Origin of the sequence: Pseudomonas sp. X4, from assembly GCF_040784925.1 — a bacterium.
Classification (GTDB): Bacteria; Pseudomonadota; Gammaproteobacteria; order Pseudomonadales; family Pseudomonadaceae; genus Aquipseudomonas; species Aquipseudomonas putida_Z.
Genome location: NZ_CP160798.1, coordinates 5,738,180 through 5,752,307 on the forward strand (window position 1 = coordinate 5,738,180; position 14,128 = coordinate 5,752,307).

General features: G+C 59.1%; 16 protein-coding genes. 6 read left to right on the forward strand and 10 right to left on the reverse strand.

Features of this window, described 5'->3' with window-relative positions; translation table 11 throughout:
• The first annotated feature begins 135 nt into the window (after positions 1–135).
• Positions 136–762, forward strand: a complete 627-nt coding sequence (locus ABX298_RS25490; protein ID WP_075045477.1) for a LysE family translocator — start codon at positions 136–138, stop codon at positions 760–762.
• A 46-nt stretch (positions 763–808) separates the two neighbouring features.
• Here ABX298_RS25490 and ABX298_RS25495 read toward each other — a convergent pair whose 3' ends face one another.
• Entirely contained in the window at positions 809–1,117 is a 309-nt protein-coding gene (locus ABX298_RS25495; protein WP_075045478.1) for a chorismate mutase, read from the reverse strand.
• A gap of 206 nt (positions 1,118–1,323) precedes the next feature.
• Here ABX298_RS25495 and ABX298_RS25500 point away from each other — a divergent pair, with 206 nt between their 5' ends.
• Positions 1,324–1,659 carry a hypothetical protein gene (locus tag ABX298_RS25500; protein WP_075045479.1) on the forward strand — a complete coding sequence of 112 codons (336 nt, stop codon included), beginning with the start codon at positions 1,324–1,326 and terminating at the stop codon, positions 1,657–1,659.
• Positions 1,660–1,723: 64 nt separating this feature from the next.
• On the opposite strand, the gene ABX298_RS25505 is transcribed toward ABX298_RS25500, so the two are convergent.
• Complete coding sequence (locus ABX298_RS25505) at positions 1,724–2,716, reverse strand: hypothetical protein (RefSeq protein ID WP_286100041.1); 993 nt, start codon at positions 2,714–2,716, stop codon at positions 1,724–1,726.
• Between the two features lie 151 nt (positions 2,717–2,867).
• Here ABX298_RS25505 and ABX298_RS25510 point away from each other — a divergent pair, with 151 nt between their 5' ends.
• Positions 2,868–3,158 carry a YceK/YidQ family lipoprotein gene (locus tag ABX298_RS25510; protein WP_075046995.1) on the forward strand — a complete coding sequence of 97 codons (291 nt, stop codon included), beginning with the start codon at positions 2,868–2,870 and terminating at the stop codon, positions 3,156–3,158.
• Between the two features lie 226 nt (positions 3,159–3,384).
• The gene (locus ABX298_RS25515; RefSeq protein ID WP_317409810.1) at positions 3,385–4,005 is read left to right on the forward strand and encodes a tyrosine-type recombinase/integrase; all 621 of its coding nucleotides are present in this window, start codon (positions 3,385–3,387) and stop codon (positions 4,003–4,005) included.
• A 276-nt stretch (positions 4,006–4,281) separates the two neighbouring features.
• Here the strand turns inward: ABX298_RS25515 and ABX298_RS25520 are convergent, their stop codons facing one another.
• Complete coding sequence (locus ABX298_RS25520; RefSeq protein ID WP_367393845.1) at positions 4,282–4,788, reverse strand: GNAT family N-acetyltransferase; 507 nt, start codon at positions 4,786–4,788, stop codon at positions 4,282–4,284.
• Between the two features lie 252 nt (positions 4,789–5,040).
• On the opposite strand from ABX298_RS25520, the gene ABX298_RS25525 reads away from it, so the two are divergent.
• A complete protein-coding gene (locus ABX298_RS25525) occupies positions 5,041–5,823 on the forward strand; it encodes an SDR family NAD(P)-dependent oxidoreductase (protein ID WP_367393846.1) in 783 nt (260 codons plus the stop codon).
• 78 nt (positions 5,824–5,901) lie between these two features.
• The gene (locus ABX298_RS25530; RefSeq protein ID WP_367393847.1) at positions 5,902–6,906 is read left to right on the forward strand and encodes an AraC family transcriptional regulator ligand-binding domain-containing protein; all 1,005 of its coding nucleotides are present in this window, start codon (positions 5,902–5,904) and stop codon (positions 6,904–6,906) included.
• Between the two features lie 22 nt (positions 6,907–6,928).
• Here ABX298_RS25530 and ABX298_RS25535 read toward each other — a convergent pair whose 3' ends face one another.
• The 7 genes from ABX298_RS25535 to ABX298_RS25565 form a co-directional block, all read right to left on the reverse strand.
• Positions 6,929–7,645 carry an SDR family NAD(P)-dependent oxidoreductase gene (locus tag ABX298_RS25535; protein ID WP_367393848.1) on the reverse strand — a complete coding sequence of 239 codons (717 nt, stop codon included), beginning with the start codon at positions 7,643–7,645 and terminating at the stop codon, positions 6,929–6,931.
• 42 nt (positions 7,646–7,687) lie between these two features.
• The gene (locus ABX298_RS25540) at positions 7,688–8,173 is read right to left on the reverse strand and encodes a DUF2165 domain-containing protein (RefSeq protein ID WP_084785207.1); all 486 of its coding nucleotides are present in this window, start codon (positions 8,171–8,173) and stop codon (positions 7,688–7,690) included.
• Positions 8,174–8,337: 164 nt separating this feature from the next.
• Positions 8,338–9,324 carry a GNAT family N-acetyltransferase gene (locus ABX298_RS25545; RefSeq protein WP_286100046.1) on the reverse strand — a complete coding sequence of 329 codons (987 nt, stop codon included), beginning with the start codon at positions 9,322–9,324 and terminating at the stop codon, positions 8,338–8,340.
• Positions 9,325–9,394: 70 nt separating this feature from the next.
• Positions 9,395–9,940 (reverse strand): GNAT family N-acetyltransferase, encoded by a 546-nt coding sequence (locus ABX298_RS25550; protein WP_157896965.1) that lies wholly within the window; start codon positions 9,938–9,940, stop codon positions 9,395–9,397.
• Between the two features lie 274 nt (positions 9,941–10,214).
• Positions 10,215–12,653: a TonB-dependent siderophore receptor gene (locus tag ABX298_RS25555; protein ID WP_367393849.1), complete on the reverse strand. Its 2,439-nt coding sequence runs from the start codon at positions 12,651–12,653 to the stop codon at positions 10,215–10,217.
• A 77-nt stretch (positions 12,654–12,730) separates the two neighbouring features.
• Positions 12,731–13,567, reverse strand: a complete 837-nt coding sequence (locus ABX298_RS25560) for a FecR family protein (protein ID WP_367393850.1) — start codon at positions 13,565–13,567, stop codon at positions 12,731–12,733.
• Entirely contained in the window at positions 13,564–14,088 is a 525-nt protein-coding gene (locus ABX298_RS25565; protein ID WP_025339489.1) for an RNA polymerase sigma factor, read from the reverse strand. The genes ABX298_RS25560 and ABX298_RS25565 overlap by 4 nt, the downstream gene beginning before the upstream one ends.
• Positions 14,089–14,128 lie beyond the last annotated feature (40 nt).

Sequence of the window (14,128 nt, forward strand, 5' to 3'; positions counted from 1 at the left end):
CTGCTAACGACCCATTGCGGACATAGCGTTTGTCGCTGACTTGGACAACTCAGCCAACAATCCTTGAGATTCCTCCTTGCCATTGGCATACCCCACCGTCAGGATGGATGCTTTATCAGGCTTAAGGAGAGAGCCGTGTTTCCAATGAATGTGTGGTTTGCCTACACTGCTGCCTGCGTGCTGTTGGTATTGGCGCCGGGCCCTGACAACCTGTTGGCCATTGGCCGTGGTCTCAGCCAGGGCAAAGTCGCAGCTGCCGTATCCGGCATGGCGTCAGGCGCGGGCATTCTGTTTCACGTCGCAGCCGCTTCGTTAGGGTTGACCCTTCTGATGCAAACCTCGGTAGTCGCTTTCTGGGTGATCAAACTCATTGGTGCTGGCTATCTGCTCTGGCTCGGCATCAAGGTCTTGCGCGCGCGCAGTTTGATCAGCTTTCAGCCGACTTCCCGGCAATCGTTGCCCAGCATTTTTCTAACCGGTCTGCTTTCGGCTGCGCTCAACCCGAAACCTGGCTTGTTCGTGTTGGCATTCATTCCCCAATTTGTCGATCCGGCTCGCGGATCGGTCAGCGTGCAGATGATGGTTTACGGGGTGTGGTTTGCTGTACTCACAGCCTTCGGTTTTGCCTTGATGGGCATTTTCGCCACGGTGTTATCTCGCTACCTGTACCAGCGGCCGCGGCTGGTAAATGGGCTAAATGTGGGCGCTGGCCTCACCTTTGTCGCATCTGGTGTTTCGATTGCGGCTTTGAGTCAAAGGTAGTGGGTGAGGAAAAGCGGCGGGGCTTTGGATGAGCCCCGCGTTGTCATCAAGATGCTGAAGGTTCGTTGGCCAGCTTCGCATGGGTGGCCAGTTCTTCAGTGATGAAGGCCGAAATCATTGCCCGGTAGACCTGCTCCACGACCTCAGCCGAGGCACCAGTTTCGTCAGCCATTTCACGAACCTTCCTTATCACTTGCTCAACCCGAGCAGGCGCACGCACATCATGGGTGGTTTTCTTGAAGGCAGCTGCTTGCGTCACAAGCCGGCCCCGTTTTGCGAGAAGCGAAACGAGGTTGCGGTCGATTTCATCGATCCCTTGGCGGACTTCGTCCAGAGAGGTGCAAAGTACATCCATTTGCTTGACTTCCTTTTCATGAGCCTGCGCTTGATTAGTGCAGGCAGTTGCTGGTGATCTGGTGCTGTATTGTAGCCTCTGGTGAATGTCTGCAATGGGTCGATAGCGGTCGGTCGTGGATGGCTGCTAACGACCCATAGCTGCCACTCGTGGTAAACGAATCCCGATGCCAGCCCCTCACGGTAGCCCCAGGAGAAATAAACACTATGGACTGTGTAGCAATCGTGCTTCTTGGCATGTGGCTTTACGCCATCGGGACACTTATCACATTGCCGTGCAAGATCTTCGGCATGAAGCGGCGATCCCAGGACATTCGGGCCTTTCTGACGCGGCGGCGACTTCTCTTTCTTGGCTGGCTCTACCTGATCACTGCACCGCTGGTAGGATTGGTCATCTTGGGCATTAGTGGCGCCGGGATAAGCGGCAGCAACGCATCGGGCGTGTCCGATACGCTTGTAGTTCTTAGCTGGCTGAATCTATGGACGTTTCTGGTGGCCGGCTGCTTTGCCTTGAGCGGCGCCTACCTATGGCGGCGCTGCTGATAACTCAAGTGAGTGCTGCATAAAACGGAGGCACTCTCTGCGACCCGCCTGAGTTCATTCAGCCTCAGCGCACGATGAGTTCGTCAGGGAAATAAACTCCCATAGAGTCGTTGGTACGTATTCCTAGCACCCCACCGGCCATGCTCTGCACCACCGTCTGCCCGCCCTCGATGAGCGTTCCAGTACGTCGATCCTGAGCTTGTGCGTCCGGTGGCAGGCTAAACAGCATCTGGCCCTGATCAAAGCTGACCTGGATATCGGCCGGATAGTGAATAGCGCCGAAGTTGAAGGGCTGGTTTGCGGAGCCTCGCCACCAGCGCCCATCCCCATATGGGCGATCCAGCATCATGCTCAGTGAGCGCAGTTCGATCCCCAGTAGCTTGACCGGGCTTTGCTCGGACCTAGCCTCCCAACCCGTGGTATTTGAGAACACCTCTACCGGGCCAGGCCAGACAATACCGCCCAGCTCGGTACCTGGCGCCAGCGTGCATTGGTGCATTTTCCACTTGGAAAACATGAAATGAGCACCGAATGGAAAGCGGAACTCTACCTCCCCTGGCGCACATTTCCATCCTGCCAGGTCATGGGCCGACAGCGTCTCGACCGTCGCGAAACCGTGGCCCTGCGCCAGTTTCAGACGGCGCACAGGCATGCCAATGATGTTACCTGGCGTGCGGTCGAAATCAGCATGATCCAGGCTCTGCATGCCATAGGGCACGGGATCGCCGGACAGGTCATTGAAAGGCTCCAGGTTTTGCAGGTGGACCTGCGTACCAGCCGGAAGCACCAGGTCACCGAGCACTTCCTCGTGTTTGAGACGGGGATTGTGCGAACGCCAATCCTGCCAGAGGCTGTTGGTGGACTCGATGTAAGGCACACTGCCGCCTGCCAGCAACATCAGCAACAAACCGAACCTCCAGCGCCGCGCCACCATATAACGACGGCTTCGCGGAATCAGCAGGGCGATCAGGCCGGCGATGAAAAGCCAGAGAAAAACTTCGGAAAAGATGTAGATCATGTAGCCGAGCAACATGAGCGGCATATCGACAGGAATCATGGACGTCCTTGTAAGTCCTGATGCAGGCCGCGCAGAATAAACCAGCTCACACTGATGCACCACGCCCGGCTCTTGAAATCGGATGTATGCTGCCAGTGCGCCCCGATTGAGCTTCATCGCCACGGACGACAACCAAATCACAAGGGAATGTATGCTTGCAAAAATTCTGCTGCTTGTAATCGTGTTATCTCTAGGCGGCTGCTTCAGCACTATTGGCCACATGAGTGGGGAACGCTGCGTTTATCACGGCACACGTGCATCCTGGGCCTGGGCAAATCACCCAGACACATTGAGCAGTTGGCCATTTCTGATCGATACGCCGTTTTCTTTTGCGCTGGACACCCTCTTGCTGCCCTACGACCTTACGGCCTTTCTACCTGATAGCATGGGTGGCGACCGAAGCGAATGCGTGATCAAAGGTGGGTTGAACGTCATTATGTAATCAGCCCCTTTAATCGCGAACACGGGCGAAGCCCGTGCCATCCTACGCGTTGCCTGCTTCGCGGGTGAACCCCGCTCCCACACGGATCGAGCCTGCTTTCGAAAGTTGAGTAAGACAGTCTCTCCCCCAAAGATTGCTGTTCGGCTCACCGGCAGCAACGGGTCGGTTAGCGACCGTCCATCGCATCGAGTTCACCCTTGTCCTCCTCTAACGCGGAGGAGAACACATGAAAACCGCTGCTATCTACACCCATCGCCCATGGAACAAGGGAAAGCTAGTCGGGCAGAAAGCCCCGCTCCGACTCAGAGATATCTGGGCCATCCGGGTAAGTCTCCAGATCGCAGAGAAATCCAGGGATCTGGCGTTGTTCAACTTGGCAATCGACAGCAAGCTGCGAGCCTGCGACTTAACCAAGCTTCGTGTACGGGACGTAGCCCATGGAGAGCATGTGTCGTCACGAGCGATCGTGATGCAGCAGAAAACTCACCATCCAGTGCAATTTGAGATCACCGAGCAAACCCGTATGGCTTTGGAAGCCTGGATGCACCAGGCTCATCTCCGTAGCGAGGACTGTCTGTTTCCAAGTCGGCTACACGGTTCAGCTCATCTCTCCACCAGGCAATACGCTCGAATAGTGAAAGCCTGGGTGACAGCCATTAGCCTTGATCCAGCGCTGTACGGCACCCACACGCTGCGAAGAACAAAGGCGTCGTTGATCTATCGTAGAACCAAGAATCTGAGGGTAGTCCAACTCTTGCTTGGCCATACGAAGCTTGAAAGCACCGTCAGATATCTGGGGATTGAGGTCGACGATGCCTTGGAGATGGCAGAGCAGACGGAGGTCTGACCATCCAAAGCGACGGTCGAGGGCAGACCGTCGCTAACCGACCCAAAGCAGACGCTGAAAAAAACTGATGTCGTGAGTGCCATGCGCACTCTGTGGGAGCGGGCATGCCCGCGAACACCGGCGCAGCCGGTGCCAGTCTCCGCGTTTGATTCTTCGCGGGCGCGCCCGCTCCCACAGAGATTGCGGTTCGGCTCACCGGCAGCAAGGGGTCGAAAACGGCCACTCGTGAACGGCCGCCTTCTTCCATGGCGAGCTTTCGCAGTCTGGCGTCAGCGCTCATTGGCTTGGCTGCGTCTCCTCCTGCTTGAAAACACGAAATCCGCGCGCCTGATAATTTCCAAGCGCGGCAGGATGGTCGAACGTGCATGTGTGTACCCACACCCGCTCTGTACCTTGCCATTCCCACGCAGATCGAACAGCGTGACTCAAGAGCGCCCCGCCGAAACCACACCCGAGAAACTGCGGTGCCAACCCGAAGTAGCGGATTTCGCAGTTACAGCCATCGGGGCGATAAAGCTCGTAATAGCCAGCTATCGCGCCACGGTGATAGGCAACCCAGGTATGGTGGCACTCCTGTTCAACGAGTGCCTGCCATTCGGAACTGCTCCAGCTATCAAGATCGCCCCACTCCCAGGGCGTTCCTACCAGCTTGTAGAGAAACCGATTGAATTCCGCCTGAGGCACTTCACATTCGATGATCTGAAGGTCGTGACGCTGTGGTTTTTCCTGCAGCTCGGAAGCCGAGGTCATTTCCAGGTAATAAGTGATGCAAGACCGTTCCATCGTAGACTCCCTGCGTCTTCCCGCTAGCGATCAGACAAGCATGCCAGCTGCGGCTCGACCGCGGCTACACCAAATCTCTGCGCCGGCTAGAAAGCGGTCACTCTCAAGTAATAAACAAGAATTGGCTCGCGTTGCGCGAACCACAGCTTGGCGCAATCGGAATTAGCCATGGCATCTTGTGCTAGTGCCATCCCCAAACCCGCACCGTAGCATCTCCTTGCCCAAACGTATTGCACCAAGCAAGGAGAAAACATGGTTACTGACACCGCATTGATCACTGGCGCCTCGGGTGGCATCGGACTGGAACTGGCACGCCTCCATGCGGCCAAGCGTGGCGATGTCCTCCTGGTAGCGCGCTCGCGTGACAAGCTGGAGTCCATCAAGCAGGAACTTCAGACTCGATACGGCGTGAAAGTGTATGTAATCGTGGAAGACCTGGCCGATCCTGGCGCAGCAGATCGGGTATTTGCTGCCACCGAAGCATTGGGGTTGTCCATCGACGTTCTGATCAACAACGCCGGGTTCGGTGGCCACGGGAAGTTCGTCGAACGCGACATCGCTGCCGATCTAGCCATGATGCAAGTGAACATGACCGCGCTTACCGCTCTGACCCATCATTATCTGAAGGCGATGGTGTTGCGTCGACGCGGGCGTATTCTCAACGTCTCGTCGACCGCCTCGTTCATACCAGGCCCCCTGCAGGCGGTTTATTACGCCACGAAGGCATTCGTGACATCCTTCACCCAGGCTATCGCCGAGGAAACCCGAGAATACGGTGTAACCGCCACTGCGCTGTGCCCGGGCGCGGTCGCAACAGGTTTCGTCGCCGCAGGTGATCTGCAGGGTGTGGATGCCTGGAACAATGCCAGGACGGCACAATCCGTGGCGCAATGCGGTTACCAGGCCATGGAGCGCGGTGAACTGGTTGCGTTCAATGAAGGCAAGTTGCGCGTCATGCTCGACTGGATTGTTCCGCTGTTGCCTCGCAAACTGGTGCTCAGGATGTCCCGCAAGGCAATGGAAAAGGCATCCTGAGAAGGCCAGAGAAGCCCTACCCGTTCGCCTTGCTGACTTGCGTGCTACGGCAATGTGCTGCAAAGAGATGCCTCGATAATGAAACAAGCCAAGAATTTCGCCGTGCATGCTGGGTGGAAGGTGATCATTGCTGATTTGGGAGTTGCGCCTGGGGACCTGCTGGCCTTGGCCGAGCTACCGGCTGATCTATTCAGCCGCAAGGACTCCGTGCTCTCGCCACCTGAGTATTTTCGACTTTTCGAAAGCCTTGAGCAGCTGGTCGGAGAGTCGCATCTACCGCTCCGACTCGGTGGTGCCATTTCAGTCGAAGCCTTCGATCCGGCTCTTTTTGCTTGCCTGTGCAGCCCCGACTTCAACGTAGCGCTCACCCGGCTTGCCGAATACAAGCGTCTGTGTGGTCCCTTGGCACTGGATGTGGTCTTCCACGACGCTTACACCGAGGTTTTTATCGAGTGCTATGGATACGACCGTCCGCTCCCGCGCAGCCTCCTTGCGATGGAACTGGTTTTCCTTACCCACCTGGCGCGCCTCGCCACAAGGCAAACGATCACCCCGCTGGAGGCAGAGCTGGTTGCGCTGCCCGAACCAGCAAAACCGTGCGAAGAGTTCCTGGGATGTAGCTTGCGACAAGGCAACTGCAATCGTATTCGCTTTTCCAAAGAAGATGCTGCGCGCCCTTTCCTTACCGAGAACGTTGCCATGTGGCAATTCTTCGAGCCGGAACTCCGGACGCGGCTTTCAAAGCTCGAAGCCGGCGCCACCACGCAAGAACGAGTACACAGCGCGCTGCTCGATATGCTGCCGAGCGGGCGGAGCAGCATCCATGATGTCTCCAGTCGTCTGGCGATGAGCAAGCGCTCGCTCCAGCGTCATCTTGCAGACGAGGCGCTGAACTATCAGGAGATACTCAATGACACGCGTCAGGGCCTGGCTTGCCATTACCTGTCTCGCTCAAACCTGTCCCCCGGGGAAATTGCGTTCCTGATCGGGTTCATGGATGCCAATTCTTTCCTGCGCGCCTTCAAAGCCTGGACAGGCATGACACCGGGCGAGTACCGGAGGCAGCACAGCCACCAAACGTGAGGGCTGAATGGCAGCTTTGGCGTCAGAAGCGCTCATCGCCGATCGCCGGCAAGATCAGCTCCCTTACGAACGAAGCCCCGGACAAGCGCAACAGCGCGTCGACCATGGTGACCACATCATGCACCGGTACCTGGCGCCGTTCGCCTCGTGCTGCGGCTTGTGCCAATGGCGCGTTCAGGGAGTCTTCGGTATTCAGGTAACCCAGGTGAAGCACGGTCACCGCCAGGTTGTCATCCCTGAAGCCTTCACGTAGCGCATCAGCCATGCCGTTGAGGGCGAACTTGGAAGCGCCGAACGCCACCTCCGGGCGCCCGCTCTGGCGAAGGGCCGAGGTCGAACCGGTGAGGATCAACTGCGGCCGGGGCGCACCCAGCAGCTTCGGCACCAGCCGCTTGAGCAGAAGCAGCGTGGCGGTGATGTTCACCTCGACCAGCCTGGCGATCGATTCGTCGCTGTCGTCGAGGAATGCGTAGTGCTCGCTGAAGGCATGTTCTTCCCAGATGCCGACGTTGCAGATCAGGACATCCAGATCGGCAGGTGTTAGATCCGCGATCTGTGCTACAGCCGCCGTTGGCTTGGCAAGGTCGGCATCGATCCAGTGCAGATCGATGCCCGAGGCAAGGGCCAGGTCGACCGGCTGTTTGCGGGATACGCCGATCAGCGTGTCCCCTGGCTTGCCGAGCCCTTCGAGCAAGGCACGGCCCAACCCTCTGCTGGCACCTACGATCATCGTCTTCATCTGTTGCTCCTTCCTGGCATCCTGCAAGTATCCATTGACCGATCAACCCCACCGGACATTGAGTACGACGAAGTGCAGCAGGATCCAGACCATCAGCAGCAGATGGGTCAGTTGCAACCCTTCCTGGCGAATCCAGTAGCCGAACCATATCCCGCCCAGCAGCATCGCGAGCAGGAACCCGAGCGTTGCGCTCAAGGCCAGGTTCAACCAGGGCAACGAAGCCTCCAGGCCGGCGCCAAGCACCAGTTCATAGCACCCGACCCAGGCCGCGAGGGCGGCGGCTGCCTGTATCAGCACGATGATCGACAAGGCCAGGCGATGGAGAGAGGGAGAGGTCATCGCTCGCCCCAGCAGTGGGAGGCTGATTGCGGGAGGTTGGGCCAGCGGCGCCATCGACATGGTCGCCCCGATCGCCCCGGCCGAACTGGCAAAGGCATGCAGGTTGTTGATCAGGCTGATGCTCAGCCACAGGCTCAAGCCAATGCAGCAGGTGATCTGGAAAATCAGCAGTGAGGTCGGAGTGTCCATTCCTGGTCCTTTGTGAGTTCGTTTCCGGAAGTAGCGAGAGAGTCCGGACGACACTCTAGAACCTCCACTTAACTCGAGGTCAATACCGTTTTCCAGGAAGGCTTCCATGCTGGCGAACCAGGTTAAGCCAGGTTCTACTTCACGCGATTGGAGGAGTGGCCATCTCAATCGTTGCCCGCTACTTCGACAACCTCGACAAACCCCTCTGACCTGCAAGGCGGCTCGAATGCAGCCGCAACTGCCTCGATACTCTCCCGCGGCACTTGATGATCCGCGCGGCGTAACGCATTGCGTGCCAGTGCCTGCTCCACCGAGGCACGAACCCAGACCGCCGAGACCGGCACGCCAATGCGCGCGGCCAACGCCAGAAGTGGCGCACGATGCACGCGCCGCGGCAGTGCTGCATCGAAATACAGGCAACCGTTATCATCCCCTGCCCCACGATGCTGCTCGATCCAGGTGGTTTTCCCCGCAGCTTGCATGCCCACGACCAACAGCAATCGCGCTTTCGGGCCACTGCGCGTTAGCGCAGCCTCCAGCGCCAGCAGGGTGAGCCGCCAAGCGTCGGCGTTGCGCGATTGGCTGAACACGCGCCCACCGAGCGTTTCAAGGTAATGGTCTGGATTGAACACTCGGATATCGGCTGGAGGGGCAGACGACCAACGATAGCCAGTCAGCGACCACGATTGCCCTGCCAGTTCAATGGACCGTACAGACGCCTCCTGGCCACTGCAGCGTCGGTAGAAGTGCCGATTCGGGTTATCCGTCAGCACCCAGGCGAGCAAACCTTGCCGGCCCGGCGCTTGAAGCTGCATCGCCACGGCCAGCAGCAACTGCCGCCCAACGCCCTGCCCTTGCCAATGCGGCAGCAGATAAAGACCATAGAGCTCGTTAGCCTCCGCGAACGCCGGGCTTCGGTTCGGCCCCCCCGAGCAGAAGCCGACGATCTCGCCCGCTACCTTGGCCACGTGGTAGATCACTCCACTAACGGCGAACAGGGCCCGATGCCGTTGTTGCTGAGCCTCGATGGTCAACCCGGCCAGAAATGCATCCGGCAGGATGCCCTGAAACGTTGTCTGCCAAGCCTTCACCGTCACGGCCGCGATGCCTGCCAGGTCCTCAGGGGCTGCCGGGGCAATGAGCAAATCCATGTGCGCTCTCCTTCGATTCGCCATTTGTTCGTGCCATTTGGCCTGAAGCACGCAGAGCGAAAAAGCCTCGTCAGGGTTCGAGCATCAAGCCAAAGCGGGTTATCGCAAGTGGCTCACTGTTCTCTTCAAAGACGCGCTGGCTTGCAGCTTGCGCAGTGAAACCGTGCTTGAGGTAAAAGCGTTTGGCGCGCTCGTTGCCATCAAGTACCCATGCGCAGACCTGCTGATACCCATTGTTCCTTATCGCCTGCAGGGCCTCTGCCCACAGAGCCGTACCTATGCCATGCGCCCAGAAGGCCGGGGCCAAATAGATCGCCATCAGTTCGGCAGTGCAATCCACAGCGTCCAGATCGCGGCTAGGGCCGAAGGAAACCCAGCCAACCACCTGCCCATTCAATTCGGCTACACGAATGGAAGGATTGCCAGACTCGATTGCCTGCCTCAGGAAACCCACACGGCGTTCCACACTGCTGTCCAGGGCGCTCAGGTAACGGCTCGACAACAGCCCTTCATAGGCGCTCTGCCAGCTGCGAATGTGAAGGATGGCAATGGCAGCGGCATCAGCGCTGACGGGCTTGCGAACAAGGAGCTTGGGTAGCAGGCTGACGGGTTCCATGTGATCAGACCTCAACTGGGCATTCAACACAGTACTGCACCAGCCATGCCACCAGGCATGCAGCGATCAACTGCCGCTTTCAGCGGGTAGCCCGCAGGCTTGACCTGTACAGCAGCAACGCAAACTGTCTGAACACTGTCCCCAGGCCGACAGCATTGGCGCTGAGCGCTATCTGCCCAATATAGATAGCCCGCTCCACCTACCTCATGCCTGGTAGAGCGAAACATGTAAATGACCACCGGGCTCGATACCGGCCCGGTGATTGCTCAGCACCTTACCAATTGTGCGTATAGCTGGCAGTCAACACAGTGCCGGGTGCCGGCAAGTGGCTGGTGTTGTTGTTATTGCGCAGCAATTGGCTGTAGAGCGGGTAGTAGTCGCGGTTGAACAGGTTCTGGATGCCGACGCTAACCTTGTCGTCAGCGGAGATCTGGTACTGGCTGATCAGGTCGACTGTCGTATAGCTGCTCACCTGATGTCGACCAAAGCTGTCCACGCCATCGAGCCTGTAGTCCTTGGCGTCGAAGAACGTGGCTTGCAAGCGGTTGCTCCAATCCAGGGTCGGCTTGTATTGCACGTAGGCGGTCAGCTTCAGCGGCGGAACGCGATAGCCGGTCATGTCTTGCCAGCCTTTGCCGTCCGGTTTTTCTCGCCCGCGCATCCAGGTCGCACTCCCCCCTGCGCCCCACACCGCATCGTCCGATAGCCAATCGGCACTGGCTTCAGCGCCGTAGATGCGCTCCTTGGTGCGGGTCAGAATCAGGCCATTGTTGAAACTTTGCACATCCCCCAGTTTGGAGGTGGTGTAGAACAGCGCCAAGGTACCGAGGGTGTTGCTGCCCAGCTCTCCTCGCCAGCCAAGCTCGTAGTTGTTGGTCTTGACCGGCTCCAGGTTCGATGCGTCGATGTCGAAACCACGGCGCGCATTGCGCAACTGAATGCCCACATCGGGCAATTGGAAACCCTGGCTGAAGGAGGCGTAGATTTCCTGGCCGAGTACCGGTGAGTAGACGATGCCCAGGTTCGACAGCACCGCATCGTAATGAATGTCGCCACCCTTCACCGCCACCGGGGAGGCAGCCGTGGATTCAGACAACGGGACGAAGTCGTCGAACTCGGCGGTGGAGTATTCGTAGCGCAGGCCGCCGTCGATAGACCAATGCTCGTCGAAGCGATGCTGCAGCTGGGCGAACGCTCCGGCGCTTCGCGTCCTCAGCGGGGGCATGTAGGTGAGCTTGCCGGTCTTGTCGAATACCAGGCCGCCACTGGCGTCATAAGCCGCCGGGTCGAAGACGTCGAGCGGCATGTCGCTGCGCTCCTGGTTATAGTCGCCACCCCACACCAGCTCGGTACTGCCGCTGTCGCCAAGTGGCGTGCGCAGGGTCAGGCGGCTGCCGAAGACTTCACTGTTCTGCATGATCTGGTCGATGTTGCCGCCGCGGGTGGCAACGGCCCGGGCGTCGAACGGGGTGAAGCGGGTGAAGTAGTCCCGGTAGTACATCTGGGCAGAAAGCCGGTTTCCGAGAATATCGAGATTCTCGTACTCCAGGTTCACCAGCGTGTTGCGGATGCGGTTCTGCTCGTCGAGGTCCAGGCCCTTGATCGCATTGGCCGGCACAGAGCCTGCGGGGAGTTTCGCGACGCTTGGGTCGGTAGCGTAGTCAGTGTCCTGGCGGGCGTCGTAGTGGCTGACTGCAAGCTGGATTCGCTGGTTCTCGTCGATGTGCAGCCCCAGCTTGCCGCCAATGTTGTAGATGTTCGAATCGAACAGGTCGCCTTGACTGGGCTCCGGGGCGATCCGGTCGCCGTGCGCATCGTATGAGGCACCAATGTGGCGGGTACCGAAGTCGAACGAGTAGTCCACCGCACCCTGAGAGCCTGCGAAATACTGCTGGAACTGCCCCCCCAGGCCATCGCTGCCCAGGCGGGTGAGTGGCGAGGTGACGCTCAGGCTGGTTTCGGCACGGTTTTCGCCACCAGCAGGCCGTGTGGTGATGGAGATGATGCCCCCCGTGGCGCCGCTGCCGTAGATGGCGCTGCTGCCACGGATGACTTCGACCCGTTCGATCAGTGCCGGGTCGATGTTGGCCAGGTTGCGCGAAGAGTCGCGGTTGGTATTGAGCGGCACCCCGTCGACCATGACCAGCATGCTGCGCCCGCGCAGGGTCTGGCCATACTCGGTGACGGTGCGGCTGGAGTCGGACATGCCCGGAATCGCCTTGGCGAGTACCGTGGCCAGGCTCTCTGAACCCTGGCGCAGCTCCTGCAGTTGTTCATGCTCCAGAACGGTGGATTGCCGCGTTGCGGAAACCAGGCTGCTGCTGGTGCGCGAGGCGGTGATTTCCATCTGCGCCATTTCCACGGGCACGCTTTGGGTTGCGGGGCTGGATGCAGGGGCACCCTGCGCGACGATGACGAACGTGCGCTCATCCTTGGCCTGTACCTGCAAGCCACTGTCCTTGAGCAGCGTTTGAAGTGCTTCCTCAGGTGTGAACCGCCCTTTCACCGCAGGCGCGTTTCGGCCTGCACCGAGATCGCTGGCAAAGATGATCTGCACCGAAGACTGCTGTGCGAGCGCATTGATGGCCTCGCCCAGCGGCGCAGCGGGGAGATCCATGTTCACCTTTTCCCGGCCCTGGGCCGACATTGCGATGAGCAGGCTACTGGCGAGCAATGACAGGCGTATTTGGCGACTGCGGAGGGGAAAATGCACTTCTCGAGTTCCTTTTTATGGTTGGGCTTTTTCAGTAGCCGCCATGGGGATCGAGAAACCCTACCTGCGCCTGAGAATTATTTTCTTGTCGATTTGGGTTGAATCCGGACGCTGCCATCCCCTTCTCGCAGCACGGCGACGGGCAGGATGCTTGGCAGCAGATCCAGTAGCAGGTCGACATTGTGCGCCTCGAACACCCCTGTCACCTTGAGTGCGGCCAGGCTTGGGTCGCTCAGCTCGATGGGGGCCTTGCGATAGAGGCGCAGCAACGACACCGCTTCATCCAGCGGCGTCTGCTCGAACACGATGCGATCATCTTTCCATGCCATCGCCCTGGAGGCGTCGGCCTTCGCAACCGGCATCAGTTGCCCGCCAATCGAGTCGACCTGTTGCCCTGGCCTGAGGGTGACAGGCGCTTGTGCTGCAGCCGCCGCGGTGACGTCCACGCGCCCACGGGCCAAGGACACACGCACCGCGTCGTTATCCAGGCGGCGAACATTGAACAGCGTACCGAGCACCTCGACTTTCGCCAGGCCAGCGGACACCACGAAGGGGCGGTACACGGCCGAGGACACATCGAAAAGCGCCTGCCCTGCGCGCAGGTCGACTTCGCGGCTGAGCAGACGCCAACTGATATCGACATGCGTGCCACTGTCGAGCAGCAGCTTGCTTCCATCGCTCAGCAGCACAGCGCGCCGCTCACCAATGGCGGTAGCGAAACGCTCGCTCTTGTAGGCGGGGTTAAGCCAGGCCAGGGCTGCAAAGGCGATCGCAAGCGCCAGCGTGATACCTGCCGACTTCACCGCTTTCGAGGGCGCAGGCCTGGACGGCGGCATGGGGAACCGCTGCTTGAGCTCTTCACGATGTCGCCCCAGGGCCTCGTCCAGCGGCGCCTGTTCGGGCTGCTTGGTCATGGATGCACCTCATCGCGCCCAAGCCGTTGCCTGCACGCCGCCAACCCCAGGCGCAGGTGCTTTTCCACTGTCTTGATGGAGATACCGAGGCGAGCGGCTACTTCTGCCTGGGGGATTTCGTGAATCTTGTGCATGACGAAAACAGCCTGACAGCGAGGTGGGAGGTCTGTGATAGCGTCGACGAGCAGTTGAAACTCGCGCTCGCTGTCATACCTGGTCATCGGGGTGGCTGCCGGGCAGGCCACCTCAGGCAGCTCGGAGATAGCCTCTACCCAGGCGCCTCGGCGGCGATCGCTACGATAGCGACTCACGGCGGTGTCGTGGGAGATTTTTCGTAGCAAGGCCAGTGGGGTTCGGACGTCGTCTTTCTCACCGCGCTCAAGCAATTGCACGCACACGTCATGCACTACATCGCGCGCCATGCTTCTGTCGCCGAAGCGTCGGCGAATGTGGTCCACCAGATCGTCATAGTGACGTACCAATGTAGACAGCAGCGTCGGTTTGGCGGGATCGAACGACACGATGCATCCTGAATAAGAGGTAGGCCCCGAAACAAGACAC

Excerpts from the sequence above, each read along its gene's own strand:
- ABX298_RS25540 (WP_084785207.1), bottom strand. The coding sequence starts at position 8,173 with ATGGACACTCCGACCTCACTGCTGATTTTCCAGATCACCTGCTGCATT.
- ABX298_RS25515 (WP_317409810.1), top strand. The coding sequence starts at position 3,385 with ATGAAAACCGCTGCTATCTACACCCATCGCCCATGGAACAAGGGAAAG.
- ABX298_RS25500 (WP_075045479.1), top strand. The coding sequence starts at position 1,324 with ATGGACTGTGTAGCAATCGTGCTTCTTGGCATGTGGCTTTACGCCATC.
- ABX298_RS25510 (WP_075046995.1), top strand. The coding sequence starts at position 2,868 with ATGCTTGCAAAAATTCTGCTGCTTGTAATCGTGTTATCTCTAGGCGGC.
- ABX298_RS25525 (WP_367393846.1), top strand. The coding sequence starts at position 5,041 with ATGGTTACTGACACCGCATTGATCACTGGCGCCTCGGGTGGCATCGGA.
- ABX298_RS25505 (WP_286100041.1), bottom strand. The coding sequence starts at position 2,716 with ATGATTCCTGTCGATATGCCGCTCATGTTGCTCGGCTACATGATCTAC.
- ABX298_RS25520 (WP_367393845.1), bottom strand. The coding sequence starts at position 4,788 with ATGGAACGGTCTTGCATCACTTATTACCTGGAAATGACCTCGGCTTCC.
- ABX298_RS25495 (WP_075045478.1), bottom strand. The coding sequence starts at position 1,117 with ATGGATGTACTTTGCACCTCTCTGGACGAAGTCCGCCAAGGGATCGAT.
- ABX298_RS25545 (WP_286100046.1), bottom strand. The coding sequence starts at position 9,324 with ATGGATTTGCTCATTGCCCCGGCAGCCCCTGAGGACCTGGCAGGCATC.
- ABX298_RS25535 (WP_367393848.1), bottom strand. The coding sequence starts at position 7,645 with ATGAAGACGATGATCGTAGGTGCCAGCAGAGGGTTGGGCCGTGCCTTG.
- ABX298_RS25560 (WP_367393850.1), bottom strand. The coding sequence starts at position 13,567 with ATGACCAAGCAGCCCGAACAGGCGCCGCTGGACGAGGCCCTGGGGCGA.
- ABX298_RS25530 (WP_367393847.1), top strand. The coding sequence starts at position 5,902 with ATGAAACAAGCCAAGAATTTCGCCGTGCATGCTGGGTGGAAGGTGATC.
- ABX298_RS25550 (WP_157896965.1), bottom strand. The coding sequence starts at position 9,940 with ATGGAACCCGTCAGCCTGCTACCCAAGCTCCTTGTTCGCAAGCCCGTC.